The sequence below is a fragment of the Limimaricola soesokkakensis genome (genome assembly GCF_900172345.1).
Lineage (GTDB): Bacteria > Pseudomonadota > Alphaproteobacteria > Rhodobacterales > Rhodobacteraceae > Limimaricola > Limimaricola soesokkakensis.
In genome coordinates this window covers 75,815-101,507 of record NZ_FWFY01000009.1, presented here as the reverse complement: position 1 = coordinate 101,507, position 25,693 = coordinate 75,815, and the positions used below count along the sequence as shown (strand labels likewise).

The 25,693-nt window shown below is 67.8% G+C and carries 19 protein-coding genes; 13 read left to right on the top strand and 6 right to left on the bottom strand.

Going from position 1 to position 25,693, the window contains the following annotated elements; translation table 11 throughout:
* The first annotated feature begins 7 nt into the window (after nt 1-7).
* Both LOS8367_RS14015 and galE read left to right on the top strand, forming a co-directional pair.
* Nucleotides 8-1,006, top strand: a complete 999-nt coding sequence (locus LOS8367_RS14015; protein ID WP_085897150.1) for an ABC transporter substrate-binding protein — start codon at nt 8-10, stop codon at nt 1,004-1,006.
* A 98-nt stretch (nt 1,007-1,104) separates the two neighbouring features.
* Nucleotides 1,105-2,145: a UDP-glucose 4-epimerase GalE gene (gene galE, locus LOS8367_RS14010; RefSeq protein ID WP_085897149.1), complete on the top strand. Its 1,041-nt coding sequence runs from the start codon at nt 1,105-1,107 to the stop codon at nt 2,143-2,145.
* Here galE and LOS8367_RS14005 read toward each other — a convergent pair.
* From LOS8367_RS14005 to LOS8367_RS13985, 5 genes are all read right to left on the bottom strand, one after another.
* Nucleotides 2,127-4,040 (bottom strand): polysaccharide biosynthesis protein, encoded by a 1,914-nt coding sequence (locus tag LOS8367_RS14005; protein WP_085897210.1) that lies wholly within the window; start codon nt 4,038-4,040, stop codon nt 2,127-2,129. The two genes, galE and LOS8367_RS14005, sit on opposite strands and share 19 nt — an antisense overlap.
* A 111-nt stretch (nt 4,041-4,151) precedes the next feature.
* Nucleotides 4,152-4,826: a sugar transferase gene (locus LOS8367_RS14000; protein WP_085897148.1), complete on the bottom strand. Its 675-nt coding sequence runs from the start codon at nt 4,824-4,826 to the stop codon at nt 4,152-4,154.
* Nucleotides 4,823-5,671, bottom strand: coding sequence for an NAD-dependent epimerase/dehydratase family protein (locus LOS8367_RS13995; protein WP_085897147.1), 849 nt, complete (start codon nt 5,669-5,671; stop codon nt 4,823-4,825). The genes LOS8367_RS14000 and LOS8367_RS13995 overlap by 4 nt, the downstream gene beginning before the upstream one ends.
* 42 nt (nt 5,672-5,713) lie before the next feature.
* Nucleotides 5,714-6,322: a CDP-alcohol phosphatidyltransferase family protein gene (locus LOS8367_RS13990; RefSeq protein WP_085897146.1), complete on the bottom strand. Its 609-nt coding sequence runs from the start codon at nt 6,320-6,322 to the stop codon at nt 5,714-5,716.
* Between the two features lie 93 nt (nt 6,323-6,415).
* On the bottom strand, nt 6,416-6,886 hold the full coding sequence (locus LOS8367_RS13985) for an Lrp/AsnC family transcriptional regulator (protein ID WP_085897145.1): 471 nt from the start codon (nt 6,884-6,886) through the stop codon (nt 6,416-6,418).
* Nucleotides 6,887-7,008: 122 nt separating this feature from the next.
* Here LOS8367_RS13985 and putA point away from each other — a divergent pair, with 122 nt between their 5' ends.
* The 9 genes from putA (at nt 7,009) to LOS8367_RS13940 (ending at nt 21,595) form a co-directional block, all read left to right on the top strand.
* Nucleotides 7,009-10,485 carry a bifunctional proline dehydrogenase/L-glutamate gamma-semialdehyde dehydrogenase PutA gene (gene putA, locus LOS8367_RS13980; RefSeq protein WP_085897144.1) on the top strand — a complete coding sequence of 1,159 codons (3,477 nt, stop codon included), beginning with the start codon at nt 7,009-7,011 and terminating at the stop codon, nt 10,483-10,485.
* A gap of 302 nt (nt 10,486-10,787) precedes the next feature.
* Entirely contained in the window at nt 10,788-14,255 is a 3,468-nt protein-coding gene (locus LOS8367_RS13975; protein WP_085897143.1) for an indolepyruvate ferredoxin oxidoreductase family protein, read from the top strand.
* Between the two features lie 10 nt (nt 14,256-14,265).
* Entirely contained in the window at nt 14,266-15,429 is a 1,164-nt protein-coding gene (locus LOS8367_RS13970) for an isovaleryl-CoA dehydrogenase (protein WP_085897142.1), read from the top strand.
* Nucleotides 15,429-17,036 (top strand): carboxyl transferase domain-containing protein, encoded by a 1,608-nt coding sequence (locus tag LOS8367_RS13965; protein ID WP_085897141.1) that lies wholly within the window; start codon nt 15,429-15,431, stop codon nt 17,034-17,036. Before LOS8367_RS13970 ends, LOS8367_RS13965 begins: the two co-directional genes overlap by 1 nt.
* A gap of 7 nt (nt 17,037-17,043) precedes the next feature.
* Nucleotides 17,044-17,454 carry an ASCH domain-containing protein gene (locus tag LOS8367_RS13960; RefSeq protein WP_085897140.1) on the top strand — a complete coding sequence of 137 codons (411 nt, stop codon included), beginning with the start codon at nt 17,044-17,046 and terminating at the stop codon, nt 17,452-17,454.
* Entirely contained in the window at nt 17,454-19,442 is a 1,989-nt protein-coding gene (locus LOS8367_RS13955) for an acetyl-CoA carboxylase biotin carboxylase subunit (protein WP_085897139.1), read from the top strand. Before LOS8367_RS13960 ends, LOS8367_RS13955 begins: the two co-directional genes overlap by 1 nt.
* Complete coding sequence (locus tag LOS8367_RS13950; protein ID WP_085897138.1) at nt 19,435-20,286, top strand: hydroxymethylglutaryl-CoA lyase; 852 nt, start codon at nt 19,435-19,437, stop codon at nt 20,284-20,286. The genes LOS8367_RS13955 and LOS8367_RS13950 overlap by 8 nt, the downstream gene beginning before the upstream one ends.
* Nucleotides 20,283-21,059 (top strand): crotonase/enoyl-CoA hydratase family protein, encoded by a 777-nt coding sequence (locus LOS8367_RS13945; RefSeq protein ID WP_085897137.1) that lies wholly within the window; start codon nt 20,283-20,285, stop codon nt 21,057-21,059. The genes LOS8367_RS13950 and LOS8367_RS13945 overlap by 4 nt, the downstream gene beginning before the upstream one ends.
* Nucleotides 21,056-21,595: an Lrp/AsnC family transcriptional regulator gene (locus LOS8367_RS13940; RefSeq protein ID WP_242665601.1), complete on the top strand. Its 540-nt coding sequence runs from the start codon at nt 21,056-21,058 to the stop codon at nt 21,593-21,595. Before LOS8367_RS13945 ends, LOS8367_RS13940 begins: the two co-directional genes overlap by 4 nt.
* On the opposite strand, the gene egtB is transcribed toward LOS8367_RS13940, so the two are convergent.
* Nucleotides 21,592-22,854 (bottom strand): ergothioneine biosynthesis protein EgtB, encoded by a 1,263-nt coding sequence (gene egtB, locus LOS8367_RS13935; RefSeq protein WP_085897135.1) that lies wholly within the window; start codon nt 22,852-22,854, stop codon nt 21,592-21,594. The genes LOS8367_RS13940 and egtB overlap by 4 nt on opposite strands.
* Before the next feature lie 154 nt (nt 22,855-23,008).
* On the opposite strand from egtB, the gene LOS8367_RS13930 reads away from it, so the two are divergent.
* Both LOS8367_RS13930 and LOS8367_RS13925 read left to right on the top strand, forming a co-directional pair.
* Nucleotides 23,009-24,802: a glycoside hydrolase family 15 protein gene (locus LOS8367_RS13930; RefSeq protein WP_085897134.1), complete on the top strand. Its 1,794-nt coding sequence runs from the start codon at nt 23,009-23,011 to the stop codon at nt 24,800-24,802.
* A 54-nt stretch (nt 24,803-24,856) separates the two neighbouring features.
* Nucleotides 24,857-25,678 carry a TlpA family protein disulfide reductase gene (locus LOS8367_RS13925; RefSeq protein WP_165761474.1) on the top strand — a complete coding sequence of 274 codons (822 nt, stop codon included), beginning with the start codon at nt 24,857-24,859 and terminating at the stop codon, nt 25,676-25,678.
* The last annotated feature ends 15 nt before the right edge of the window (nt 25,679-25,693 follow it).

Genomic DNA, 25,693 nt, shown 5'->3' with positions numbered 1-25,693 from the left:
ACCAAGAATGAAACGGATGATGATGGCCGCGGCGGCGGCAGGCGCGCTGATGACCGGGGTGGCACCCGCCATGGCGCAGGATCTCGACGAGGTCCGGCTGCAGCTGCAATGGGTCACCCAGGCGCAGTTCGCGGGCTACTATGTGGCGCTCGAAGAGGGGTTCTACGAAGAGGAGGGGCTCGACGTCGAGATCCTGCCTGGAGGCCCCGACATCGCGCCGCCGCAGGTGCTCGCGGGGGGCGGGGCCGACGTGATGCTCAACTGGATGCCTTCGGCGCTGGCTGCGCGGGAGAAAGGCCTGCCGGTCGTGAACATCGCCCAGCCCTTCGCCAGCTCGGGGCTGATGCTGACTTGCTGGAAGGATACCGGCATCACCGGCCCGCAGGACTTCAAGGGCAAGACCATCGGCGTGTGGTTCTTCGGAAACGAATACCCGTTCCTGAGTTGGATGAGCCAAGAGGGGATTCCCACCGAGGGGGGCGAGGAGGGCGTGACGGTCCTCAAGCAGGGCTTCAACGTTGACCCGCTGATCCAGCGTCAGGCCGACTGCATCTCCACCATGACCTATAACGAATACGGCCAGGTGCTTGACGCGGGCATCTCCGAGGACGAGCTCGTCACCTTCAAATACGAGGATATGGGCGTGGCGACGCTCGAGGACGGGATGTGGGTGCTGGAAGAGAACCTCGAGGATCCGGAGTTCGTCGACAAGATGACACGTTTCGTGCGCGCCTCGATGAAGGGCTGGAAATGGGCCGAGGAGAACCCCGAAGACGCGGCGCAGATCGTGCTCGACTACGACGAGACCGGCGCCCAGACCGAGGCGCATCAGGTCCGGATGATGGGCGAGATCGCCAAGCTGACCGAGGGCTCGGACGGCAGCCTCGACGAGGCGGCCTATCAGCGCACCGTCGACACGCTTCTCGCGGGTGGCTCGGACCCGGTGATCTCGGCCGTGCCGGAGGGCGCCTTCACGCATGAAATCACCGACGCGGCGCTGAAATGACGGGCAGGGCGCGGGGCCTGAAGACCCTGCGCCAGACCGGTTCTGGTCAGCCCTGACACACTCCGCTACTGCTTGCGTAGCAGTAGCGGAGATTTTGTATGCGTGTTCTGGTCACAGGCGGTGCGGGTTACATCGGCAGCCATACTCTGGTGGAACTCTTGGGGCAGGGTCACGAGGTGGCCTGCGTCGACAATTATTCCAATGGCTCGCCCGAGGCATTGCGCCGCGTCGGTGAGTTGGTCCCGCAGGGCGCGCTGCACGCGCATGACGCGGATGTCCGGGATACGGCCGCGCTCGACCGGATCTTCGCCGAGTTCCGGCCCGAGGCGGTGATCCATTTCGCCGGTCTCAAGGCGGTCGGCGAGAGCGTCGAGAAGCCGGTCGAGTATTACGACGTCAACGTCACAGGCACGCTGTCCCTGCTGCGCGCGATGGATCGGGCGGAGTGCCAGCGGATCATCTTCTCTTCCTCGGCCACGGTCTATGGCGAGCCGGTCTTCCTGCCCTATACCGAGGCACACCCGCTGGCGCCGACCTCGGTCTACGGCCATACCAAGCGCTTTGCCGAGCAGATCCTGACCGATTGGCCGGCGGCCCGTCCCGGCAGCGCGGTGATGCTCCTGCGCTATTTCAATCCGGTTGGAGCGCATGAATCGGGCCGGATTGGCGAGGACCCGCAGGGCGTGCCGAACAACCTGATGCCTTACCTCGCTCAGGTGGCGACGGGCCGTCAGGAGCGGCTGCGCATTTTCGGCGATGACTATCCCACGCCAGACGGTACCGGCGTGCGCGACTACATCCATGTCGTCGATCTCGCCCGCGCCCATGTCGCGGCGCTCGACCGCGCGGCGGCCTCGGCGGGAGCTGAGACTTACAACATCGGTACCGGACGGGGCTATTCGGTGCGCGAGATGCTCGACGCCTTCTCGGCGGCGGTGGGTCGGGCGCTGCCATTCGAGGTGCTGCCGCGCCGCGCCGGCGATATCGCCGAGATGCAGGCCGATTGCAGCCATGCGGCAGAAAAGCTCGGCTGGCGGGCGTCGCTGGGGGTGGAAGAGATGGCGCGTGACCTGTGGCGCTGGCAGCAGGCCAATCCGCAGGGCTACGCCACCGCGGCGGATCAGCTCGCCGGCAGCTGACCACGAGCTTCGGCGGCGGCGAGGGCCAGCGCCTTGCCGCCTTCGACCCAGCGCGCCACCACGGCGCGCAGCGCGTCGCTGTCATTCTCGGTCACGGCGGCGCGCAAGGCCCGCATCCCTGCCGCCACCTCGATCTCGCTCAGATGCGCCTCGCGAGCGAGCATGATCTTGGGATGCGGCGTGCCGATCTGGCCCTCGCCGATCAGCAGTTCCTCGTGCAGCTTCTCGCCCGCGCGCAGGCCGGTCAGCCTGATCTCGATATCGCCATCGGGATTGGTCTCGTCGCGTACCGTATAGCCCGCCGCCTCGATCATCTGCCGCGCGAGATCGTAGATCTGGACCGGTGCCCCCATGTCGAGCACGAAGACGTCGCCACCGGTGGCGAAGGTCCCGGCGACCAGAACGAGCCGCGCGGCTTCGGGGATGGTCATGAAGTAGCGCGTCACTTCGCGATGGGTGAGGGTGACGGGACCGCCCTTGCAGATCTGGTCGTGGAACAGCGGGATCACCGAGCCGGAGGAGCCCAGAACATTGCCGAAGCGGACCATCGAATAGATCGTGCCGGTCGAGCGGCTGGCCAGATCCTGCACCACCAGCTCGGCCATGCGCTTCGAGGCGCCCATCATGTTCTTGGGGCGGACCGCCTTGTCGGTGGAAATCAGGATGAAGCGCGCGACACCGGCTTCTCCGGCGGCCTGGGCGAGCGTATGCGTGCCCAGCACGTTGTTGGCGAAGCCCGAGACGGGATTGCTCTCGACCAGCGGCACGTGCTTGTAGGCCGCCGCATGCAGGACGATCTCGATCTCCTGGTCGGCCAGCACGCGGCGCACCAGCGGCGCGTCGCAAACCGATCCCAGGATCGGTACGATCTCGACCTGCTGCTCCGTGGCCAGTGCCGACAGCTCCTGGTCGAGCTTGTAGAGCGCCAGCTCCGACATTTCGAAGAGGACCAGCCGCCGCGGCCGGCAGGCGAGGATCTGGCGGCACAGCTCGGAGCCGATCGAACCGCCGGCACCCGAAATCATCACCGAAGTACCACGATAGGTTTCCGAGCCGCCGGGCAATTCGGCGTCGAGCGGCGCGCGGCCGAGGAACTGGCCGGGCACCACGGGGCGCAGCTGCTCGACCAATGGCACGCCGTTGCCGGCAAGCTGGGCGAAGGAGGGCAGGGTCTGCACGTCGAGGCCCTTCTCCTCCAGCTGGCGCGACAGCTGCGCCAGCCGGGCGCGCGGCACCGAGGGCATGGCCAGCAGCACCCGGTCGACATGCTTGGTCCGCGCCAGCCGGGCGATGGCGGCCGGGGAGTGCACGTGCAGCCCTTGGACGATTGCGCCCTGTAGCATTTTGTTGTCGTCGATATAGGCGACGGGACGGACCGTCTCGTCGGTCCGAAGCGCCGCGACCAGCTGCTGGCCCGTACGACCGGCACCGTAGACCAGCACCCTGAGCTTGGGTCTGTGCCGATAGGCGCTCAGCACCAGCTTGAGCATCACGGCACGGGAACTGACCGCGAGCAGCAGGTAGACCATCGCGAAGGAGACGAAGGTGGCGCCCGGCAAGGTGCCGCCCACGGCCCGGTCGATCAGCCCGGCCGAAAGCGCCAGCAGAACCGCATGCGTTGCCGAAAGAGCGATGGCCCGGCTTTCATAGGCCTTGAGTTGCACCCGGTGGATGTTCATCCCGATCTCGATCAGGGCGCAGATCGCCAACAGCATGAGGAGGAGCGGCCAGTGCTGCTGGAGCTCGGCGCCCAACGGCGCGCGGTTCAGCTGCAACGACAGCGCGGCAAGAAACGCCACCGGGACCAGCGCCACGTCGTTGGTCAGTACCATCCATTGTTTGGTGGAACGGGAGAGATGCGTGATGAACCCGAGCAATTCGACCAGTTTGCCCATTTTTTCGCCCATGCTGGCCCGAAAACCCTGCTCAGCCGCGACCGTGTCTGACATTTTCGCCCACATCACAGCAAATTCCGTATCCCTTGTAATCCGACGCCGCGTCATTGATCAATCTACGGTGGCGGGAACCCGCCGAGGCCGTGCCTTTCGTGGGAACCTGCGGGGCGCCAGCCGCAACACCCTGCCCGCCGTTTCAGCGATCAGGCTGACATCATGGCAGACCGTGGCGTGGCGCTGGTAGATCAGATCCAGCCGCGCCTTGCGGGGCACGCAGCGGCGGCGATAGACCGCATCGGTTTCTTCGGCCGAACGGCAATGCGCCAGCAGCCGTTCCTCGGTGGCGTGATAGCGTAGGCTGGCCAGTCCGGTGATGCCGGGCCGCGAGCGCAGCACTGCCGCATACAGATCGGGGAAGGCTTCGACGTAGATGCGCAGTGGCGGCCTGGGACCGACGAGGCTGATATCGCCGCGGATCACGTTCCACAGCTGCGGCAACTCGTCGGCGCGGGTCCGTCGCAGCATACGGTGCAGCCCCGACATGCGGTCCGATTTGTCACCGCCCGTCACGCCGGTGGCGCGGGTGCCGTAGGGGGCAGGGCGCATGGTCCGCAGCTTGATCAGGCCAAAGGACTGCTCCGGCGTGCGCATCCGCTCGGCTACGTAGAAGACCGGCCGTCCCTCCTTCACGAGCAGGAGCAGGATGAGCGCGGCCAGTACCGGCCACAGCAGGGCCAGCAGCAGGATCGACACCGTAAGGTCGAAGGTGCGCTTGGCCGGCGTCATGCAAGCCTCCAGCCGGCCAGCCGCGCCTCGGCCACGAGCCCAGGCGCGGTGGCGATGGCGATGGGGCCGGCAATGGCCGCAAGCTGCGCCGTGTCGAGGCGAGTTTCGGGCAGGGCGGTTTCCGGGGCGGGGCGCCAGTGCCAGCGCGCTCCGGCTGCCTCGAGTAGCGCCTCCATCGGCACCGCGCCGGGCTGCGCGAGGTTCAGGACCGGCGGCAGGTCTTCGGTCGAAAGAAGCGTCGAGACGATCCGCGCCAAGCTTAGCGGCCCGACATAGGCGCGGCGCGGCCCGTGCCCCTCGGCAAACCGGTCGAGCGTGACCTGTCCGGCGGCCATCGCGCCAAACAGCTGGTCGCAGCCCGCGACATTGGCGAGCCGCAGGCAACAGGCGCGGGGCGCCTCGATGCCCAGCCTGTCGACCTCTTCGGCGACCACGCGCTCCATTTCCAGCTTGGCCCTGCCATAGGCGTTGGCGGGGCTGGCCTCTGCCTCTCGGCAAGGGCCTTCGGCACGACCGTAGACCGCGGCCGAGGACATCAGCAGCACAGGGCCGAGACCGTCGCGCGCGGCAAGGCGCAAAGCGGCCCGAGCGAGGTCGGCATTGGCGGCAAGCTCTTCCGGGGGTCCCGATGTCACCCCTGCCAGAACGACGACGCCCTCGGGCCGTTCGGGAAGCGACGGTGCCGGCTTATGCATGTCCCAAGCGTAGTCGCCCCGCCGTCCATGCCACAGCGCGGCACGCCCCTCCGGCCAATGCCCGTCCAAGGCCAGCTTGCGCAGTGCCCGGCCAAGTCGTCCGGTGCCGCCGAGAATCAGCGGACCCGTCTGTAAAGGGGATGCGGTCATGTCCGTCGGCTACCCGATCGGCGGTCGCAAGACCAGATCCTCTCAGTCGCGGAACACCGTACGCGACCCGATCAGCCGCAAAGTGCCGCTCAGATAGCACACTGCTCCGAATACCCATGCCAAAGGCGCGAAGTAGCCGGGCAGCAGGCAAAGCAGCACAAAGAAACCGATCGTCTCGGTGCCCTCCAGCAATCCGTTCGAAAAGTAGAGCGACTTGATGCCTTGCGCCGAGGTCTGCATGCGCTTCTTTTCGGCGAGGATCGCGTAGCCGAGGAATGTGGTGCCGTTGAAGTAGAAGGCGGCGAGCAGGAACCCGCCCGCAGCGCCATTGGCCACCGGATCGGCCAGGATGAAGGCAAGCGGGATCGCGCCATAGAAGGCGAAATCGGCGGCGATATCGAGATAACCGCCCCAGTCGGTCCGGCGCGTGGCGCGGGCCACCGCCCCGTCGAGCCCGTCGGCGAGGCGCGACGCCAGGAGTGGCAGTAGTGCCCAGCCCGGCGCGCCAAGCGCGATCATCGCCGCCGCGGCAAGGCCGAGCCCAAGCCCGGCCAGCGTCACTCCATCCGCGGTTGCCCCGGCGCGCGCCAGGCTGCGACCGAGCCGGTTGAGCGGCGGGTCGATCAGGCGGCGGGCGGCAGCGTCGAGCATCGGAACGGCTTTCTTCGGGGCGGCCCATCATCGCGCCATGACTGCCGCGCGTCCATCGCGCGCGGCCCGGATGACACGATGGTGAGGGGGGCGTCACATCGTGTCGTCGATGATCGGCTGCATCGAGACATAGGTGGAGGTGCCCGCGACGCCGGGCAGGGCCGAGATCTTGGTGCCCAGCACCTCGCGATAGCTGCGGATGTCGCGGGTCCGCACCTTGAGCAGGTAGTCGAAGCTGCCGGCGATCAGGTGGCACTGCTCCACCTCGGTGATCAGCCGCACGGCGGCGTTGAAGGCGGCGAGCGATTTCTCGGTGGTGTCGGCGAGCCGCACCTCGACGAAGGCGACATGGTCAAGCCCGAGCTTGGCCGGGTCGATCACCGTGCGAAAGCCCCGAATCACGCCCTTTTCCTGCAGTCGCTTCAGCCGCACCTGGCAGGGCGATTTCGACAGGCCGACCCGGACCGCCAGTTCGGTGACCGGAAGCCGAGCATTTGCTGCCAGTTCGGCGAGAATGCGGTAGTCCGTGCGGTCGAGATGGCTGCCGGTGTCGGAATTGCTCATCTTTCGTCCCGCCATACCAAGAGAAATCGGGCAAAAAGCGCGCTTTCCGTCGATTTTCGGGAAACGCGCCTTAGCTGATCAGGGATAGGATGAACCTGTCTTTTACTCAAGGGGGTCCGCCAATGAGCGAGCTTGTCGATCTGCGCCACCGCATCCGTGCCGATCATCGACGCGACGAGACGGCGGTCCTCGCGGATCTGATGGCGCGCGACCCGATTTCAGAGGAGCTGCGCGCCGCCGCCACGCGGCGCGGCGCCCAGCTGGTGCGCGCGATCCGCGACGACACGCGCCCCGGCATCATGGAGGCGTTCCTCGCCGAGTACGGCCTTTCGACCCGCGAGGGCATCGCGTTGATGTGCCTCGCCGAGGCGCTGCTGCGGGTGCCCGACGCCAAGACCATCGACGCGCTGATCGACGACAAGATCACGCCGTCGGACTGGAGCGCGCATCTCGGGAAAGCGGCTTCCCCGCTGGTCAATGCCTCGACTTGGGCGCTGATGCTGACCGGCAAGGTGCTCGATGAAAAGGGTGAGGGGCTGGGCCTCGTGCTGCGCCGCGCGATCAAGCGTCTGGGCGAGCCGGTGATCCGCGCCGCGACCTACGCGGCGATGCGCGAAATGGGCAAGACCTTCGTGCTCGGCCGCGACATCGACGAGGCGATCAAGCGCAGCCAGGGGCCCGCGAAGAAGGGCGCCACCTACAGCTACGACATGCTGGGCGAGGCGGCGCTGACCGCGAAGGACGCGGCGGGCTTCATGAGGAGCTACGAGAACGCGATCGCGCGGATCTCGAAGGAAGCCACCTCGGCCGATATCCGCGACAATCCCGGCATCTCGGTCAAGCTCTCGGCATTGCACCCGCGATACGAGGAGGCCCAGCGCGAGCGGGTCATGGAGGAGTTGGTGCCGCGGCTGGCCAAGCTCGCCCGCGCAGCCATGGCGGGGAACATGGGCCTCAATGTCGACGCGGAGGAGGCCGACCGGCTCGACCTGTCGCTCGACATCATCGAGGCGGTGCTGTCCGACCCCGAGCTGGCCGGTTGGGACGGCTTCGGCGTCGTGGTGCAGGCCTATGGCCGCCGCGTCGGCGGCGTGCTCGACTGGCTCTACGCGCTCTCCGAGAAGCTCGACCGCAAGATCATGGTGCGGCTCGTCAAGGGCGCCTACTGGGACACCGAGATCAAGCGCGCGCAGGTCGAGGGGCTGGAGGATTTCCCGGTCTTCACCGAGAAGGCCGCGACCGACGTGGCATGGCTGTCCTGCGCGCATCGCCTGCTGGGCATGACCGACCGGATCTACCCGCAATTCGCCACCCACAACGCCCATTCCGTGGCCGCCGTGATGGAAATGGCAGGCGAGCGGCGCGATTTCGAATTCCAGCGCCTGCACGGCATGGGCGAGGCACTGCACGACAAGCAGATGGAGAGCGAGGGCACGCGGCTGCGCATCTATGCGCCGGTAGGCGCGCATCGCGACCTGCTGGCCTATCTGGTGCGCCGGCTGCTGGAGAACGGGGCGAATTCGAGCTTCGTGAACCAGATCGTCGACGAGAAGGTGCCCGCCGAGGTGGTCGCCGCCGATCCGTTCGAGAAGCTGGGCGGACCCCGCCCCAAGGAGCTGCGCGATCCGCGCGCGCTGTTCCAACCCGAGCGCGAGAATTCGCGCGGCTGGGACCTGACGGCGGTCGACGCGCTGGCCGAGTTCGACGCGGGCCGCAACGCTTTCCGAAACGCCAAGTGGCGCTCCGAGCCGATCCTCGCCACCGAGGAGCCCGCCGAGGGCGCCGAGGTGATCCCGGTGACCAGCCCCGCCAATCCCTCCGACGTGGTAGGCGAGGTGATGATGTCGTCCAAGACCGATGTCGAGAATGCCATCGCCCTCGCGCGGCGCTGGCAGGCGCCGGCCTCGGACCGTGGCGCCGCGCTGCGCCGCGCCGCCGAATTGTTCGAGGAGCACGCGCACGAGTTCTTCGCGCTCACCGCGCGCGAGGCCGGCAAGACGCCGAAGGATGCCGTGGCCGAGCTGCGCGAGGCGGTCGATTTCCTGCGCTATTACGCGGCAAGGGGCGAGGAGCTGAAGGACCCGGCTCGCGGCACCTTCGCCTGCATCAGCCCGTGGAACTTCCCGCTGGCGATCTTCACGGGTCAGGTGGCCGCGGCGCTGGCGGCGGGCAATGCCGTGCTGGCGAAGCCGGCCGAATCCACGCCGCTCACCGCGGCGCTGGGCGTGCGGCTTCTGCACGAGGCGGGGGTGCCGCGCGATGCGCTGCAATTGCTGCCAGGCGCAGGGCGCGTGGTGGGGGCTGCGATCACCTCCGACCCGCGCATCGCGGGCGTGTGCTTCACCGGCTCGACCGAGACCGCTATCGGCATCGACCGCGCCATGGCCGCCAACATGGACCCGACCGCGCCGCTCATCGCCGAAACCGGCGGGCTCAACGCGATGATCGTCGATTCAACCGCGCTGCCCGAGCAGGCGGTGCGCGACATCGTCAATTCGGCCTTCCAGTCTGCCGGGCAGCGCTGCTCGGCGCTGCGTATGCTCTATCTGCAGGAGGACATCGCCGAGCATTTCCTCGAGATGCTGAAAGGCGCCACCGAGGAGATGCAGGTCGGCGACCCGTGGAGCCACGCCACCGATGTCGGCCCGGTGATCGACGGGCGCGCCGAGAAGGGCATCCGCGAACATGTCGAGAAGGCGCGTGCCGAGGGTCGCCTGCTGTGGCAGCTCGAGACGCCGTCGAAGGGCCACTACATCGGTCCGGCGCTGATCCGCCTGAACGGGATTGAAGAGTTGGAGCGCGAAGTGTTCGGACCGGTGCTGCATGTCGCCACCTTCAAGGCGGGCGAGATCGACGGGGTGATCGACGCGGTCAACGCCACCGGCTACGGGCTGACCTTTGGCCTGCACACCCGGATCGACGATCGGGTCGAGCATGTGACGCGGCGCGTGAAGGTCGGCAATCTCTACGTCAACCGCAACCAGATCGGCGCCATCGTCGGCTCCCAGCCTTTTGGCGGCGAGGGGCTGTCGGGCACCGGGCCCAAGGCCGGCGGTCCGCGCTACGTGGCGCGCTTCACCGAGCCGATGCGCATCGCCTCGCTGCCCGCCAATGGCCGCGAGGTACCGAGCGAGAAGGTGCAGAAGCTGCTCGACGCCGCGGCCCCCGATCCGGATCGGCGCGACACCGTCACCCTGCCGGGGCCGACGGGGGAATCGAACCGTCTCTCGGTGGTGCCGCGTGGTACCGTACTCTGCCTCGGTCCCTCGGCCGAGGAGGCGAGGGCGCAGATCGAGACCGCTCGCGCCGCCGGCTGCGCCACCATCGGCGTGGCGCCGGGGCTCTCGGGCGAGGGCAATCTTGATGGCACGCTCGACCCCGCGGCGCTGGAGAAGCTCTCGGGTTTCGACGCGGTCGCCCTGCGGGGCGGGGCGGATGCCTTGCGTCCGCTGCGCAAGGCGCTCGCCGCGCGAGAGGGGCGGCGTATCCCGTTGCTTTCCGAAGAGGATCTGGCGCTGAGACTGCAGCTCGAGCGCCATGTCTGCGTCGACACCACCGCCGCAGGCGGCAATGCCAGCCTGCTGGCCAGCGTGGGCTGATCCAGAACCCGAAGCGCGCGCCCATCGAAGCCCGGCGCGCGCTTCGCTCTTCTCGGCTCCCGGATGCGCGGCTGCTGCCACTTCTGGGGGTTATGTTCCAAGACTTGGCCGCGCCGGGAGGTACGGGTGATGCGCCATCCGGAAGCGGTGAGCGAAGCTTCTCCATTTGGAACGCTGTTCTCAAATGGCGCTCTTTAGGGTGACCTTGTAACAGGATTTTGCATAATTCGCCTTCAAAACGGTGACCGCGTTGCCGTCGATCCGCGCTAGGCTGCAATCGTCATTAGCCAGGGGAGGGGCGCATGACGATGCAGATGTCGCTCGACGACAAGTACACAGCGGAGACAGGTCATGTCTTCCTGACCGGAATTCAGGCGCTGGTGCGCCTGCCGATGACCCAGATGCGGCGCGACCGCGTCGCCGGGCTCAATACCGGCACGTTCATCTCGGGATATCGCGGCTCGCCACTAGGCGGCTACGACCAGCAGCTGATGGCCGCGCGCAAGCATCTCGACCCGCTCGACATCGTCTTCCAGCCTGGGGTCAACGAGGATCTCGCCGCCACCGCCGTCTGGGGCAGCCAGCAGCTTGGCCTGTCCGAAGGCGCGAAGAAGGACGGTCTTCTGGGCCTGTGGTACGGCAAGGGGCCGGGCGTCGACCGCTCGGGCGACGTCCTCAAGCATGCCAACGCGGCAGGTACCTCGGCGCATGGCGGCGTGCTGGCCTTCGCCGGCGACGACCACACCTGCAAGTCGTCCTCGATCCCGCACCAATCGGACCACGCCTTCATCTCGGCGTTGATGCCGATGCTGTATCCCAGCTCCGTGCACGAGTTTCTCGAGCTGGGCCTCCTTGGCATCGCCATGTCGCGCTATTCGGGCTGCTGGGTCGGCTACAAGGTGATCTCCGAAACGGTCGAAACCTCGACTGTCGTCGATCTCGCACAGGAGCGGCGGCAGTTCCTGCTGCCCACAGATTTCGAGATGCCCAAAGGCGGGCTCAACCTGCGCTGGCCCGATCCGCCGCTGGTACAGGACGAGCGGCTGCAAGAATACAAGGGCTTCGCGGCGCTGGCCTTCGCTCGCGCCAACCGCGTCGACCAGGTGACGATCGACACGCCGAACGCCCGCTTCGGCATCGTCGCCTCGGGCAAGGCCTACGAGGATGTGCGCCAAGCGCTGGCCGAGATGGGGCTCGGGCCGGAGGAGTGGAAGGCGATCGGCCTGCGCCTCTACAAGGTGCGCATGCCTTGGCCGCTGGAGCCCGAGGGCATCCGCCACTTCTCCGAGGGGCTCGACGAGGTGCTGATCGTCGAGGAGCGCCGCGAGATCATCGAGAACCAGATCAAGCAGCAACTCTTCAACTGGCGCGCCGACGTGCGGCCGCGGATCATCGGCAAGCATGACGAGAAGGACCGCCCCTTCCTGTCGCTCTCCCAAGGCCTCACCGTCGGCTCCGTCGGGCGCGCTATCGCCGATCGGTTGCTGCACATCGATCTGCCTGAAGGCTTGCACGACCGGATCGAGGCCGAGCTACGCCGTCTTGAAGCGGGTCATGCCCGGGGACAGGCGCATGAGGCGCCGATCACCCGGCTGCCGCATTACTGCCCCGGCTGCCCGCACAACACCTCGACCAAGGTGCCCGAAGGCTCCAAGGCGATGGCCGGCATCGGCTGCCACTACATGGTGCAGTGGATGGACCGGAATACCGAGACCTTCACCCATATGGGCGCCGAGGGCGTGCCATGGACCTCGATCGGCCGGTTCACCGAGGAAAAGCATCGCTTCGTGAACCTCGGCGACGGCACCTTCTTTCATTCCGGCCATCTCGCGATCCGCCAGTCGGTCGCGGCGAAGGCCAACATCACCTACAAGATCCTCTACAACGACGCCGTCGCGATGACCGGCGGCCAGAAGGTCGATGGGCCGCTCTCGCCCGAGCAGGTGACGCATCAGGTGCACCACGAGAGCGTAGCGAAGATCGTGCTGCTCTCGGATCATCCCGAGAATTACGACCGTGTCGATCTCGCGCCCGGCACCGAGATCCGCCATCGCGACGATGTCGATGCGGTGATGCGCGAGCTGCGCGAGATCGAGGGCGTCACCGTCATGGTCTATGTCCAGACCTGCGCCGCCGAGCTGCGCCGCCGCCGCAAGCGCGGCAAGGCCGAGGACCCTGACATGCGCGTGCATATCGACCCGGCTGTCTGCGAAGGGTGCGGCGATTGCTCGGTACAGTCGAACTGCATAGCGGTTGAGCCGCTGGAGACCGAGCTGGGCCGTAAGCGCCAGATCAACCAGTCGGCTTGCAACAAGGATTTTTCCTGCCTCAAGGGCTTCTGCCCGAGCTTCGTGACGCTGCGCGGTGCCAAGCCGCACAAGCGCCCGGCCGCCGAAGGCCCCGACGTTTCGGGCCTGCCCGAACCGAAGCTGCCCGAGATCACCCGGCCGTGGAACATCGCCGTCACCGGCGTTGGCGGCACCGGCGTGCTGACCATCGGCGCTCTCTTGGGCGTCGCGGCGCATATGGAGGGTCTGTCGCCGATGATCCTCGACATGGCCGGTCTTGCGCAGAAGGGCGGGGCGGTGCTGAGCCATATCCGCATCTCGACGCATGAGCGGCCCGCGACGGCGCCGCGCATCGCGACCGGTACCGCCGACCTGCTGCTCGCCGCCGACAGCGTCGTGGCGGCCTCGAAGGACGGCGTCACCCTGTGCGACGCGAGCCGTACCCATGCGGTGATGAGCACCAAGCTCTCGCCCACCTCGGACTTCGTGCGTCAGCGCGATTTCGACTTCCGCTCGGCGGGCGTCATGCGGGCGGTGGAAAAGACGGTGCGCTCGTCGGAGCATTTCCACGATTTCGCGCATGTCGCGCGCGAGCTTTGCGGCGACGAGATTGCGGTGAACATCATGATGCTGGGCTATGCCTGGCAGCAGGGCTTCATCCCGGTGGGCCGCGAGGCGATTGCCGAGGCCGTGCGTCTCAACGGCGTGGCGGTGCAGTCGAATCTCGACGCCTTCGACTGGGGCCGCGTCATGGCGGCAGAGCCCGAGCGGGTGATCCGCGAGATGGGCGAAACCGACGAGCCGCCGCATCTGCCGCAGGCCCAGATGACGCTCGACCAGCTCGTGGCGCACCGCACCGGTCACCTGACCGCCTATCAGGATGCAAAGCTCGCCCGGCGTTACACCGACCGGGTGGCGCAGGTCCGTACGGCGGTGGAAGGCCACTCGCAGGCCGACAAGATCACCCGCGCGGTCGCGCAGAACTATGCCAAGCTTCTGTCCTACAAGGACGAATACGAGGTGGCACGGCTGTTCACGCGGCCCGAGTTCGCGGAGAATCTCAAGAAGCAGTTCGACGGCGACTACAGGATCGCCTTCAACCTCGCGCCGCCGGGGCTGCCGGGCACGGATGCCGAAGGCCGCCCGAAGAAGCGCGAGTTCGGCCCGTGGATCCTCAAGGCATTCGGCCTGCTGGCGCAGGGCAAACGGCTGCGCGGCACCGCGCTCGACGTCTTTGGCCGCACCGAGGAGCGTAAGCGCGAACGGGCGCTGATCGACGCCTTTGAGGCGGACATGGACCTCGCGCTGGAGCGGCTGGGGCAGGGGCACGACGCCGAGATCCTCAAGCTTCTGGAACTGCCCGACCAGATCCGCGGCTTCGGGCCGGTGAAGCTGGCGGCGATGGAGCAGGCGGCGCCGATCCGCGACGCGCTCCGCGCCGCGATCAAGAACGACACGCCGCACCAGGTGGCGGCGGAATAGGGAGAGTGCGATGTTCGATCACGCGATGAAGTTCGATCTGGGCGAGGATGGCGAGGCGCTGCGCGAGACGGTGCATCGCTGGGCGCAGGAGCGGCTGAAGCCGCGCGCCGCCGAGATCGACAAGTCCAACCTGTTCCCCGCCGACCTCTGGCGCGAGATGGGCGATCTGGGCCTTCTGGGCATCACCGTGCCCGAGCAATATGGCGGCGCAGGCATGGGCTATCTCGCTCATGTCATCGCGGTCGAGGAGATCGCGCGGGCCTCGGCCAGCGTGGCGCTCAGCTACGGCGCGCATTCGAACCTCTGCGTCAACCAGATCGTGCTCAACGGCAACGATGTGCAGAAGGCGAAATACCTGCCCAAGCTGGTCTCGGGCGAACATGTCGGTGCGCTGGCGATGTCCGAGGCCGGGGCGGGCTCCGACGTGGTGTCGATGAGCCTGCGCGCCGATCGCATCGATGGCGGCTATCGGCTCAACGGCACCAAGTACTGGATCACCAACGGCCCCGATGCCGAAACGCTGGTCGTCTATGCCAAGACCGACCCGGAGGCCGGCTCCAAGGGGATCACCGCCTTCATCATCGAGCGTGGCATGGCGGGCTTCTCGACCTCCGAGCATTTCGACAAGCTCGGGATGCGCGGCTCGAACACCGCCGAGCTGGTGTTCGAGAATGTCGAGGTGCCCGACGAGAACGTGCTGGGCCAGGTCGGCGGTGGCGTGAAGGTGCTGATGTCGGGGCTCGACTACGAGCGCGTGGTTCTGTCGGGCATCGGCACCGGCATCATGGCGGCCTGCCTCGACGAAATCATGCCCTACCTCGCCGAGCGCAAGCAATTCGGCAAACCGATTGGGGATTTCCAGTTGATGCAGGGCAAGGTGGCCGACATCTACACCAAGCTCGGCTCGGCGCGGGCCTATGTCTATGCCGTGGCGCGTGCCTGCGACGCGGGCAGGGTCACCCGCGCCGATGCCGCCGCCTGCGTGCTCTACGCCTCCGAGGAGGCGATGGTGGTCGCGCATCAAGCGGTGCAGGCGATGGGCGGCACCGGCTTCATGAACGAAAGCGCGGTAAGCCGGATTTTCCGCGACGCCAAGCTGATGGAAATCGGCGCGGGCACCTCCGAGATCCGCCGCATGCTGATCGGGCGCGAGCTGATGGCCAAGGTGCGCTGATGGGGGTGCTGCGCTCATCGCTGTCGCCCTCCTCGGAGAGCTTTCGCGAGAACGAGGCCGCGCAGCGTGCCGCGATGGAAACCGTGCGCGAGGCCGTCGAGGCCGCACGCGCGGGCGGCGGCGCGAAGGCGCGCGAGCGGCATCTCTCGCGCGGCAAGCTCCTGCCGCGCGACCGTGTCACCCGTCTGCTCGACCCGGGCAGCCCGTTTCTGGAGGTCGGTGCCACGGCGGCGCATGGCCTCTATGACGGCGCGGCGCCCGGGGCCGGCATGATCGCCGGCATCGGTCGCATCGAGGGGCAGGAGGTCATGGTGCTGTGCAACGACGCCACCGTGAAGGGCGGCACCTATTACCCGATGACCGTGAAGAAGCATTTGCGGGCGCAGGAGATCGCTGAGGCGAACCACCTGCCTTGCGTCTACCTCGTCGATTCCGGTGGCGCGAACCTGCCCAACCAGGACGAGGTCTTTCCCGACCGCGATCATTTCGGCCGGATCTTCTACAACCAGGCCCGGATGAGCGCCAAGGGCATCGCGCAGATCGCCGTGGTGATGGGGTCCTGCACGGCGGGCGGCGCCTATGTGCCGGCGATGTCGGACGTCACGATCATCGTGAAGGAGCAGGGCACCATCTTCCTCGCCGGGCCGCCACTTGTGAAGGCCGCGACGGGCGAGGTCGTGACGGCCGAGGATCTCGGCGGCGGCGACGTGCATACCCGGCTTTCGGGTGTGGCGGACTATCTTGCCGACAACGACGCGCATGCCTTGGCGCTGGCACGGCAGGCGGTGGCGGGGCTGAACCGCCGCAAGCCCGAGACCGTGGTGATGCAGCCCGTCGAGGAGCCGCTCCACGACCCCGACGAGATCCTTGGTGTCGTGCCCGCCGATCCACGCAAGCCCTACGACATCCGCGAGCTGCTGGCCCGGGTGCTCGACGGCTCGCGGCTCGACGAGTTCAAGCCGCGCTACGGCGAAACGCTGGTGACCGGCTTCGGCCACATCATGGGCATGCCGGTGGGGATCATCGCCAATAACGGCGTGCTGTTCTCCGAGGCCGCGCTTAAGGGCGCGCATTTCGTCGAGCTCTGCTCGCAGCGTCGCATCCCGCTGGTGTTCCTGCAGAACATCACCGGCTTCATGGTGGGCCGCAAATACGAGGCGGGCGGTATTGCAAAGGACGGCGCCAAGCTGGTGACGGCGGTAGCCTCGACCGAGGTGCCCAAGGTGACGATGATCGTCGGCGGCTCCTACGGTGCGGGCAATTACGGCATGTGCGGGCGCGCCTATTCGCCCCGCTTCCTGTGGACGTGGCCCGCGAGCCGGATCGGCGTGATGGGCGGCGAGCAGGCGGCGGGCGTCATGGCACAGGTGCGCGGCGAGGCGCTGGAGCGGCAGGGCAAGCCCTGGACCGAAGAGGAGGAATGGGCGTTCAAGCAGCCGCTGCGCGAGCGGTTCGAGGAACAGGCGCATCCGCTATTCGCTTCGGCCCGGCTCTGGGACGATGGCATCGTTGATCCGCGCAAGACCCGCGAGGTGCTGGCGCTGTCGCTCTCGGCCGCGCTGAACGCGCCGATCCCCGACACGCGCTTCGGCGTCTTCAGGATGTGAGGCCGGCATGGTGACGATCGACGAATTGAAGGCCCGGCACCCGGATCTCGAAAGCTTCCGCTTCGGGGATGGGCCGGAATTATGCGCCGAGCTGATCGCGCTGGTTCGCTCGGGCGCCAAGACCGCGACCTGTGGCGCGCTGCGCGACTTCGAGGCGGGCGAGCCGATGCCGAAGGTCGGGCGCCGCGACGTGGCGCTGAACTGGGACAGCCGGCCGGCGCTGATGATCGAGACGGTGGAAGTCACGCAGCGGCGCTTTTGCGATGTCGATGCCGATTTCGCTCTGGCCGAGGGCGAGAATGAGACGCTGGAAGGCTGGCAGGCGGATCACCGTCGCTACTTCGAGCGCAACGGGGGCTGGGACCCGGAGATGGTGCTGGTCTGCGAGAGATTCCGGCTGGTGGAGGATTTCGCCTGATGTTCGACAAGATCCTGATCGCGAACCGCGGCGAGATCGCCGCACGTGTCATCACGACCGCGCGCCGGATGGGGCTGAAGACCGTCGCCGTGCATTCCGATGCCGATGCCGAGGCGGTGCATGTCAGGCTCGCCGACGAGGCGGTGCGGATCGGCCCGGCGCCCGTGGGCGAGAGCTATCTCAGGGCGGAGGCCTTCATCGACGCCGCGAAGCGAACCGGTGCGGGGGCGATCCATCCGGGCTACGGTTTCCTGTCCGAGAACCCCGACTTCGTCGAGGCGGTCGAGGCGGCTGGCCTGGTCTTCGTCGGCCCGCCCGCCAGCGCGATCCGCGCCATGGGCCTCAAGGACGCCGCGAAGGCGCGGATGGAAGAGGCCGGCGTGCCGGTGGTGCCGGGTTATCACGGCGAGGGGCAGGACGCCGCGATGCTGGCGGCCGAAGCCGAGCGCATCGGCTACCCGGTGCTGATCAAGGCGCGCGCGGGCGGCGGCGGCAAGGGGATGCGGCTCGTCGAGCGGGCCGAGGATTTCGCCGACGCGCTGGAGGGCGCGCAGGCCGAGGGCAAGGCCAGCTTTGGCGACGCCGCCGTGCTGGTCGAGAAATACGTGACCTCGCCGCGCCACGTTGAGATCCAGGTTTTTGCCGACAGCCATGGCAATGTCGTGCATCTGTTCGAGCGCGACTGTTCGCTGCAACGCCGCCATCAAAAGGTGATCGAGGAATCTCCCGCACCGGGCATGCCCGAGCATGTGCGCGCCGCGATGGGCGCGGCCGCGGTCGAGGCGGCCCGCGCCATCGGTTACGTGGGCGCGGGCACGATCGAGTTCATCGCCGACGGCTCCGAGGGGCTGCGCGAGGACGGATTCTGGTTCATGGAGATGAACACGCGGCTCCAGGTCGAGCATCCGGTGACCGAGGCGATCACCGGTCTCGACCTCGTCGAGTGGCAGATCCGGGTGGCGCGGGGCGAGACCCTGCCGCTGAGGCAGGAAGAGCTTCGGATCGACGGTCACGCGGTCGAGGCGCGGCTTTATGCCGAGGATGCCGAGCGCGGTTTCCTCCCCGCCACCGGACGGCTGGAGCGGTTGCGTTTCCCCGAGGCCGCATGCTTCGAGCGCGGTGCGCTGCGGGTGGATGCGGGCGTGACCGAGGGAGACGCGATCACCCCGCACTACGACCCGATGATCGCCAAGGTCATCGCCCATGGCGCGACGCGGGCCGAGGCGCTGTCGCGGCTCGTGGCGGCGCTCGAAGCCACGCAGGTCGGCGGAACGGTGACCAATCTCGGTTTTCTTGCGCGGCTGTTGCGCCACGAGGGTTTCGCGGCCGGGGAGGTCGATACCGGTCTGATCGGTCGCGATCTCGACACGCTGACTGCCAAGGCGGAAATGCCGGAGCACGTGCCGGTGCTGGCGGCGCTTGCCGCCGCCGGGCTCGATCATCCGCCCGAGGGCGACGGACCGTGGGACCGGCTCCGGGGCTTCCGGCACTGGGGCGCCTCCGAGGTACATGTCGTGCTGGAGCATGAGGGCGAGCCGCTGGAGGTGGCGCTCAGGCGCGACGGCCCGGGGCATTGGCATCGGGCGGGCACGCAGATCGGCGTTTCACGTGACACGCGCGGGTTGGAAGTGACCGTGTCGGGACGGCGCTTCCGTGCCGAGGCGGTACGGCACGGTAACCGAGTCACGGTCTGGGATGCGGGCCGGGCCTTTACCTTTGCCATTCCCGATCCGCTCGCCGTGGCCGATGCGGCGGGGACCGGGGGCGACGCCATCGCGGCACCGATGCCGGGGCTGGTGAAGCGGATGCGCGCCGAGGCCGGACAGGCGGTGGAAAAAGGCCAGCCGCTGGCCATTCTCGAGGCGATGAAGATGGAGCACACGCTCACCGCGCCGCGCGACGGCGTGGTGGCCGAGGTGCTCGCAAGCGAGGGATCGCAGGTATCGGATGGCGACCTGCTGCTGACGCTGGAGCCGCAGGATGAGTGAGCGCGTCGAGATCGTCGAGGTCGGCCCGCGCGACGGGTTGCAGAACGAAGCGCGGATCATTCCCGCCGCCGACAAGATCGCGCTGGTCGACCGGCTTTCAGCCTGTGGCTTCGCGCGGATCGAGGTGACCAGCTTCGTCAACCCGAAGCGCGTGCCGCAGATGGCGGATGCGGCGGAGGTCCTCGCCGGAATTCGGCGCAAGCCGCAGGTCAGGTATGCAGCGCTGACGCCGAATTTGCGCGGCTTCGAGGCGGCGCGAGAGGCGAAGGCCGAGGAGGTCGCGGTCTTCGCCTCCGCCTCCGAAGGCTTCAGCCAAGCCAATATCGGCTGCTCGATCGCCGAGAGCATGGAGCGCTTCGCGCCTGTCCTAGCGGCTGCGCAAGACGCCGGCCTGCCGGTGCGCGGCTATGTCTCCTGCGTCACCCATTGCCCCTATGATGGCCAGGTCGCGCCGGACGCCGTGGCCGAGGTGGCAGCGCGGCTCATGGATATGGGGTGCTACGAGATTTCCTTGGGCGAAACCCTGGGCCGAGCGCTGCCGGAGGACACCGGCGCGATGCTCGACGCGGTGCTGGCCCGCGTGCCCGCCGACAAGCTCGCCGGGCATTTCCACGACACCTCGGGCCGCGCGCTCGACAACGTGGCGGTCTGCCTCGAGCGGGGGCTGCGGGTGTTCGACGCGAGCATCGGCGGCCTTGGCGGCTGTCCCTTCGCGCCCGGCGCGGCCGGCAACGTCGCGACCGAAGGGCTCGCATCGATGCTGGAAGAGCGCGGCTTCGAGACCGGGCTCGATCGCAAACGGCTGGCCGAGACGGCGGGTTTCGCCAAGGAGCTGCGCGCATGAGTTACGAGACGCTGAAGCTCGACACGGATGATCGCGGCGTCCTGACCGTGACGCTGAACGCGCCCGAGCGCCGCAACGCGCTTTCGGCGCGGATGATGGATGAGCTGACGGCGCTGGCGGGGGCCGAGGGAGCCGAGGCGCGCGCCGTGGTGCTGCGGGGCGCGGGCGAGGTGTTCTGCGCCGGCGGCGACCTGACCTGGATGCAGGCCCAGATCCGCGCCGACAGCGAGGGGCGCCGCGCCGAGGCACGGCGTCTGGCGGGCATGCTGGACGCGCTCAACACCATGTCCAGCCCGCTTATCGGGCGGGTCCATGGCGGCGCCTATGGCGGCGGCGTCGGGCTCGCCTGCATCTGCGACGTCGTGGTGGCCGAGGCGGGCACGCGCTTTGGCTTCACCGAGACCAAGCTCGGCATCATCCCGGCGACGATCTCGCCCTACGTGCTGGCGCGGATGGGCGAGGGGCGGGCGCGGCAGGTCTTCATGTCGGCGCGGCTCTTCGGAGCCGATGAGGCGGTGAGGCTCGGCATCGCGACCCGCGCGGTGCCGCTTGCCGATCTCGACACGGCCATCGAGGCCGAGATCGCACCCTATTTGAAGATCGCGCGTGGTGCCGCGGCGCGGGCCAAGGCGCTGGCGCGCAGCCTCGGCCCCCGCATCGATGAAGTCGTCATCGAGGCCACCATCGACCGGCTGGTCGAAGCTTGGGAGAGCCCGGAGGCGGAGGAGGGGATCGCGGCCTTTCTCGAGAAGCGCCCGGCGCGCTGGTCATGAGCGCGCGGCCCATTGACGCCGCCATCCCCGGGGCCGAGGATCGCCGCCGGGGATGGGGTGCCATGGGCGAGAGCGGGATCACACTGGACGAGACCGACCGTCGACTGCTGCGGCTGTTGCAGGCGGAGCCCGACCTGACCCTGCGCGAGGTCGGCGAACGGCTCGGGCTGTCGCATACGCCGTGCTGGCGCAGGCTGACCCGGATGCGCGAGGCCGGGGTGATCGAGGAGCGACGCCACATCATCGACCCCGTAGCGGCAGGCTTCGACATCACGGTGTTCTGCGCGGTGCGAATGAACGGTCATTCGCGCGCGCATCTCGAAGAATTCGAGGCCGCCGTGGTGCGCATTGCCGAGGTGGTGCAGTGCTACACCGTCTCGGGCGATCATGACTATCTGCTGCGGGTGCTGGCCCGTTCGATCCGGCATTACGAGAGCACGGTGAAGAACGCGCTGGTGCAGCTGCCACATGTGCTCTCGATCTCCACCAGCGTGACGCTGCGCGAGATCAAGAACACCACCGACGTGCCGCTCTAGCCGTCCTTTGCGAGCCTCAGCCCGCTCATCTGCCAGCGCCGGTCGGGGTGGAAGAAGTTGCGGTAGCTGTGACGCATCTGCGCCCTCGGGGTAGCGCAGGAACCGCCGCGCAGCACGTATTGGTTCACCATGAACTTGCCGTTGTATTCGCCGATCGCGCCTTCCGGAGGGCGAAAGCCCGGATAGGGATCGAAGCTGCTACGGGTCCATTCCCAGACATCGCCATGCATCTGCTGCAGCCCCGCACCGGCCTGGCCCGGCAACGGTCGGAGCGCCCCTTCATCCATGAAGTTGCCCGCGATCTCCGAGCCCTGTGCCGCGACCTCCCACTCGGCCTCGCTCGGTAGCCGCGCGCCGGCCCAGCGCGCGAAGGCCTCGGCCTCGTAGAAGCTCACATGCACCACCGGCGCGTGGGGATTGACGGGCTGAGGGCCGCGCGCGGTAAAGCTCCACCACTCGTCATCCTGTTTCCACCAGTAGAGCGGCGCGTCCCAGCCTTCGGCCTGCGCCTTGGCGAAGCCTTCCATCAGCCAATGACGCGCATCGGCGTAACCGCCATCTTCGATGAAGGCGATCCAGTCGGCATTCGTCGCCGGCCGGCTGGCCAGCGCATAGGGGCGCAGCAGCACCTCATGGCGCGGCCCTTCGCAGTCATAGGCGAAACCGGGTCCCGCATGGCCGATTTCGCGGATGCCGCCGTCGAAATTGATCCAGTCGAGAGGCTGGTCATCGGAAAGTGCGCGCGGTTCGGGCGGCCTGATCGCGGGCATCAGCGGATTGAAGGACAGCGCGTGCAGAAGGTCGGTGAGCAGGAGCTCCTGATGCTGCATTTCGTGATGGCAGCCCAATGTGGCCAGTTCGGCCACCTCCGGGTCGCCTTCGTCGAGTAGTCGCTCCATCGCCGCTTCGACATGGGCGCGGTACGCCATCACCTCGGCCACGGTCGGGCGGGTGATCAACCCGCGCTGCGACCGGGCGTGGCGCGGGCCGGCCTGCACGTAGTAGGAATTGAACAGGAAGGCGAAGCGGTCGTCCGGTGAGGCGTATCCCGGGACCCGTTCGCGCAAGATGAACTGTTCGAAGAACCACGAGGTATGGGCGAGGTGCCACTTGGTGGGCGAGGCATCCTCCATCGACTGCATCACCATATCCTCGGGCGCGAGATCGGCCACCAGCTCGCGCGAGCGGGCCCGGGTGGCGCGGAACAGCGCCTGCGCATCATCGGCCAGATCGGCCGGCTTCGGATTGGCGGTCTGCATGTGAATGGTCCCTCGTCTTGCCAGCGGCAAAACGTGCCGGGTTCGTGGGGGTTCCGAGGGCATGGCGCGACAGGGCGTTGCAGGGCCGCGACCGGCCGTCGCGCGGCGGAACCGTGCTGTTCCGTCCCCGGTTGGACCGCTGAAGGAGAGCCGCATGATCCGATCCCGCCGCCAGTCGTCGCCCGAGATCGTGGCCTCCAACACGGTGCCGATCCGCAATCTCGGCGTGATCGGCGACCGCCGCACCGCCGCCGTGCTCGACCGGATGGGCCGCATCCTTTGGTACTGTCCCTGCCGTTTCGACGGGCCGAGCCTCTTCGCGGGGCTGCTCGACCCCGAGGGCGGCGAATGGCGCATCGACATGGAAGGCGCTGCACCGGGGCCGCGCCGATATCTCGACGGCAGCGGCATGCTGGAGACACATCTCACAGGCCCCGAGGGCAATCTGGTCGTGCTCGACTGGATGACCTCCGGGCCGCAGGCGCCGATCGGCGTGCTGGTGCGCGAGTTCGGCACGGCCCCTGCGCCGGTCAGGGTCACGCTCGATCCGCGCCCGGACTACGCGCGTCGGACCGCGACGCTGTCCGTTGAAGGCGACTGCGCCATTATCGAGGGCATGCGGCTGTACGGCTCGCACCCGCTGCGCATCTCGGATGGCACGGTGGTGATGGACCTGCCGAAGGGCGAGGCCGGGTGGATGATCCTCTCGGACGCGCCGATTTCGAGGCCCAACCGCGCCACGCTCGATAACTGGCGCGGCCATACGCTCGGCCATTGGGAGGGATTGGACGAAGCGGTGAACTACGAGGGCGTATTCGCCGACGACCTTCAGCGGTCGCTGCGCGCGATCCGGCTGTGCACCCACGAGGAAAGCGGTGCCACCACCGCCGCGGTCACCACCTCGCTACCGGAGATCGCCGGGGGCGGCCGTAACTGGGACTACCGCTATGTCTGGCTGCGCGACGCGGGCATGATCGTCTCGGCACTCTTGCGACTGTGCCGCAAGGACAGCGAGGGCGAACAGTATCTGAAGTTCATCTGTCGCTGCAGCGGCACCTCCGAGAACTACCCGATGGCGGTGTTCACCGATCTCGACTGCGAGACCGCGCCGCCCGAGACCGAATTGCCGTTCGAGGGTTGGCGCGGCTCTCGGCCGGTGCGGATCGGCAATGGTGCCGCCGATCAGCTTCAACTCGATGCCTATGCCAACGTGGTTCTGGCCGCGAAGCTGCTCTACCGCGAAGGGTCCTCGCAAGGCCGCGCGCATTGGGACGTGGTCGCGGACATCTGCGATTTCCTGAGCCGGAACTGGCACGAGCCCGATCACGGCATCTGGGAGGAAACCCCGCCGAAGCCCTATGTCTCGGGCAAGGTGGTCGCCGCCTGCGCGCTGGAATCGGCGGCCGATTACGGCAGCGAAGCCGAGGCCGCGCGCTGGCGAAAGGCGGCCGGCGAGATCCGCGACTGGGTCGCGCGAAACGGCCTGACGTCCGTGGGTGCCTATGCCGTGTATCCGGGCTCGGACGAGGTCGACGTGACCGCCGCGCTGTTCCCGGTCTGGGACTACTGCGCCGCCGACACGCCCGAGATGCTCGCCACCATCGAGGCGCTGGAGCGTGACTGGAGCCCCGACGGGCTGCTCTATCATCGCCGCCTCGAATGCGCCGACGGCACCGAGGAGGGGGTCTTCGTCGCGGCGGGCTTCTGGGTCGCGCAGTACTGGGTGATGCGCGGTGATCTGGACCGGGCGCATGCCATCATCGAGGCGGGGATCGCGCAGGGCAACGATCTGGGCCTGCTGTCGGAAGAGGCCGATCCGCGATCGGGGGAGATGCTGGGCAACATTCCGCAGTCTTTCGCCCATGCCGGAATGATCGGCGCGGTGATCGATCTCAATCGGGCGCTGAAGGCGCGTACACGAGAGACGCAGGAGAAATCGAACAGCTGAGGCTTTCGCGGGTTGTCTCGGCGACCAATGACACACCAGACGGGGAGACGACCCATGACCTCGACCAGCGATTACGTCTACGACCACGTCCAGGCCAGCACCTTGAACAAGGACATAGCCTTCCGGCCCGGTACGCCGGGGCCGGGCGACCGGCTGCCGGTCTTCGACCTGCCTGCCGCCACCGGCGGCCGCATCCGCAGCCACGCGATCACCGGTAACAAGCCGATGCTGCTGGTGACCGGTTCCTACACCTGCCCGATGACGGCGGCGTCGAACCCGGCGCTGAAGCGTCTGCATCGCCGCTATGGCGGCCAGATCGTCTTCGTGATGCTGCACGTGCGCGAAGCGCATCCGGGCGAGCGTTTCGATCAGCCGCACGACATGGACACCAAGATCCGCAACGCCCGCATCCTGAAGGAGCGCGACAGCCTGCCCTGGGCCCTGGCGGTGGACGACACGCAGGGCACCTTGCACAAGCAACTCGACGAGAAGCCGAACGCCGTCTGGCTCACCGACCGCGAAGGGACCATCGTCTATCGTGGCCTCTGGGCCGGTGACGACGAGTCTCTGGGCGAGGCGCTCGAGGCCGTGTCCAAGGGGCGGACGCCCCGCAAGCGCGAAAGCACGGCGAGGCTCAAGCCGATGGCCGCCGGGATCGGCGTGATGCGCGAGGTCACGCAGCGTTCGGGCAAGCGCGCCGAGGCCGATCTGTGGAAGGCCGCGCCGCCGGTCGCGGCGCTGGCGCGCATCGCCGATCTCTACCGCCCGCTGCCGCCGCATTGGCGCACGGCCGCAGCCGCCGCGACGATCGGGCTTGGCGCAACGGCACTGGTCGGGGCGCTGACATCGGCGCGAAAGTCCGCACGCAAGAGGTGAAATTCCGGGCAATGC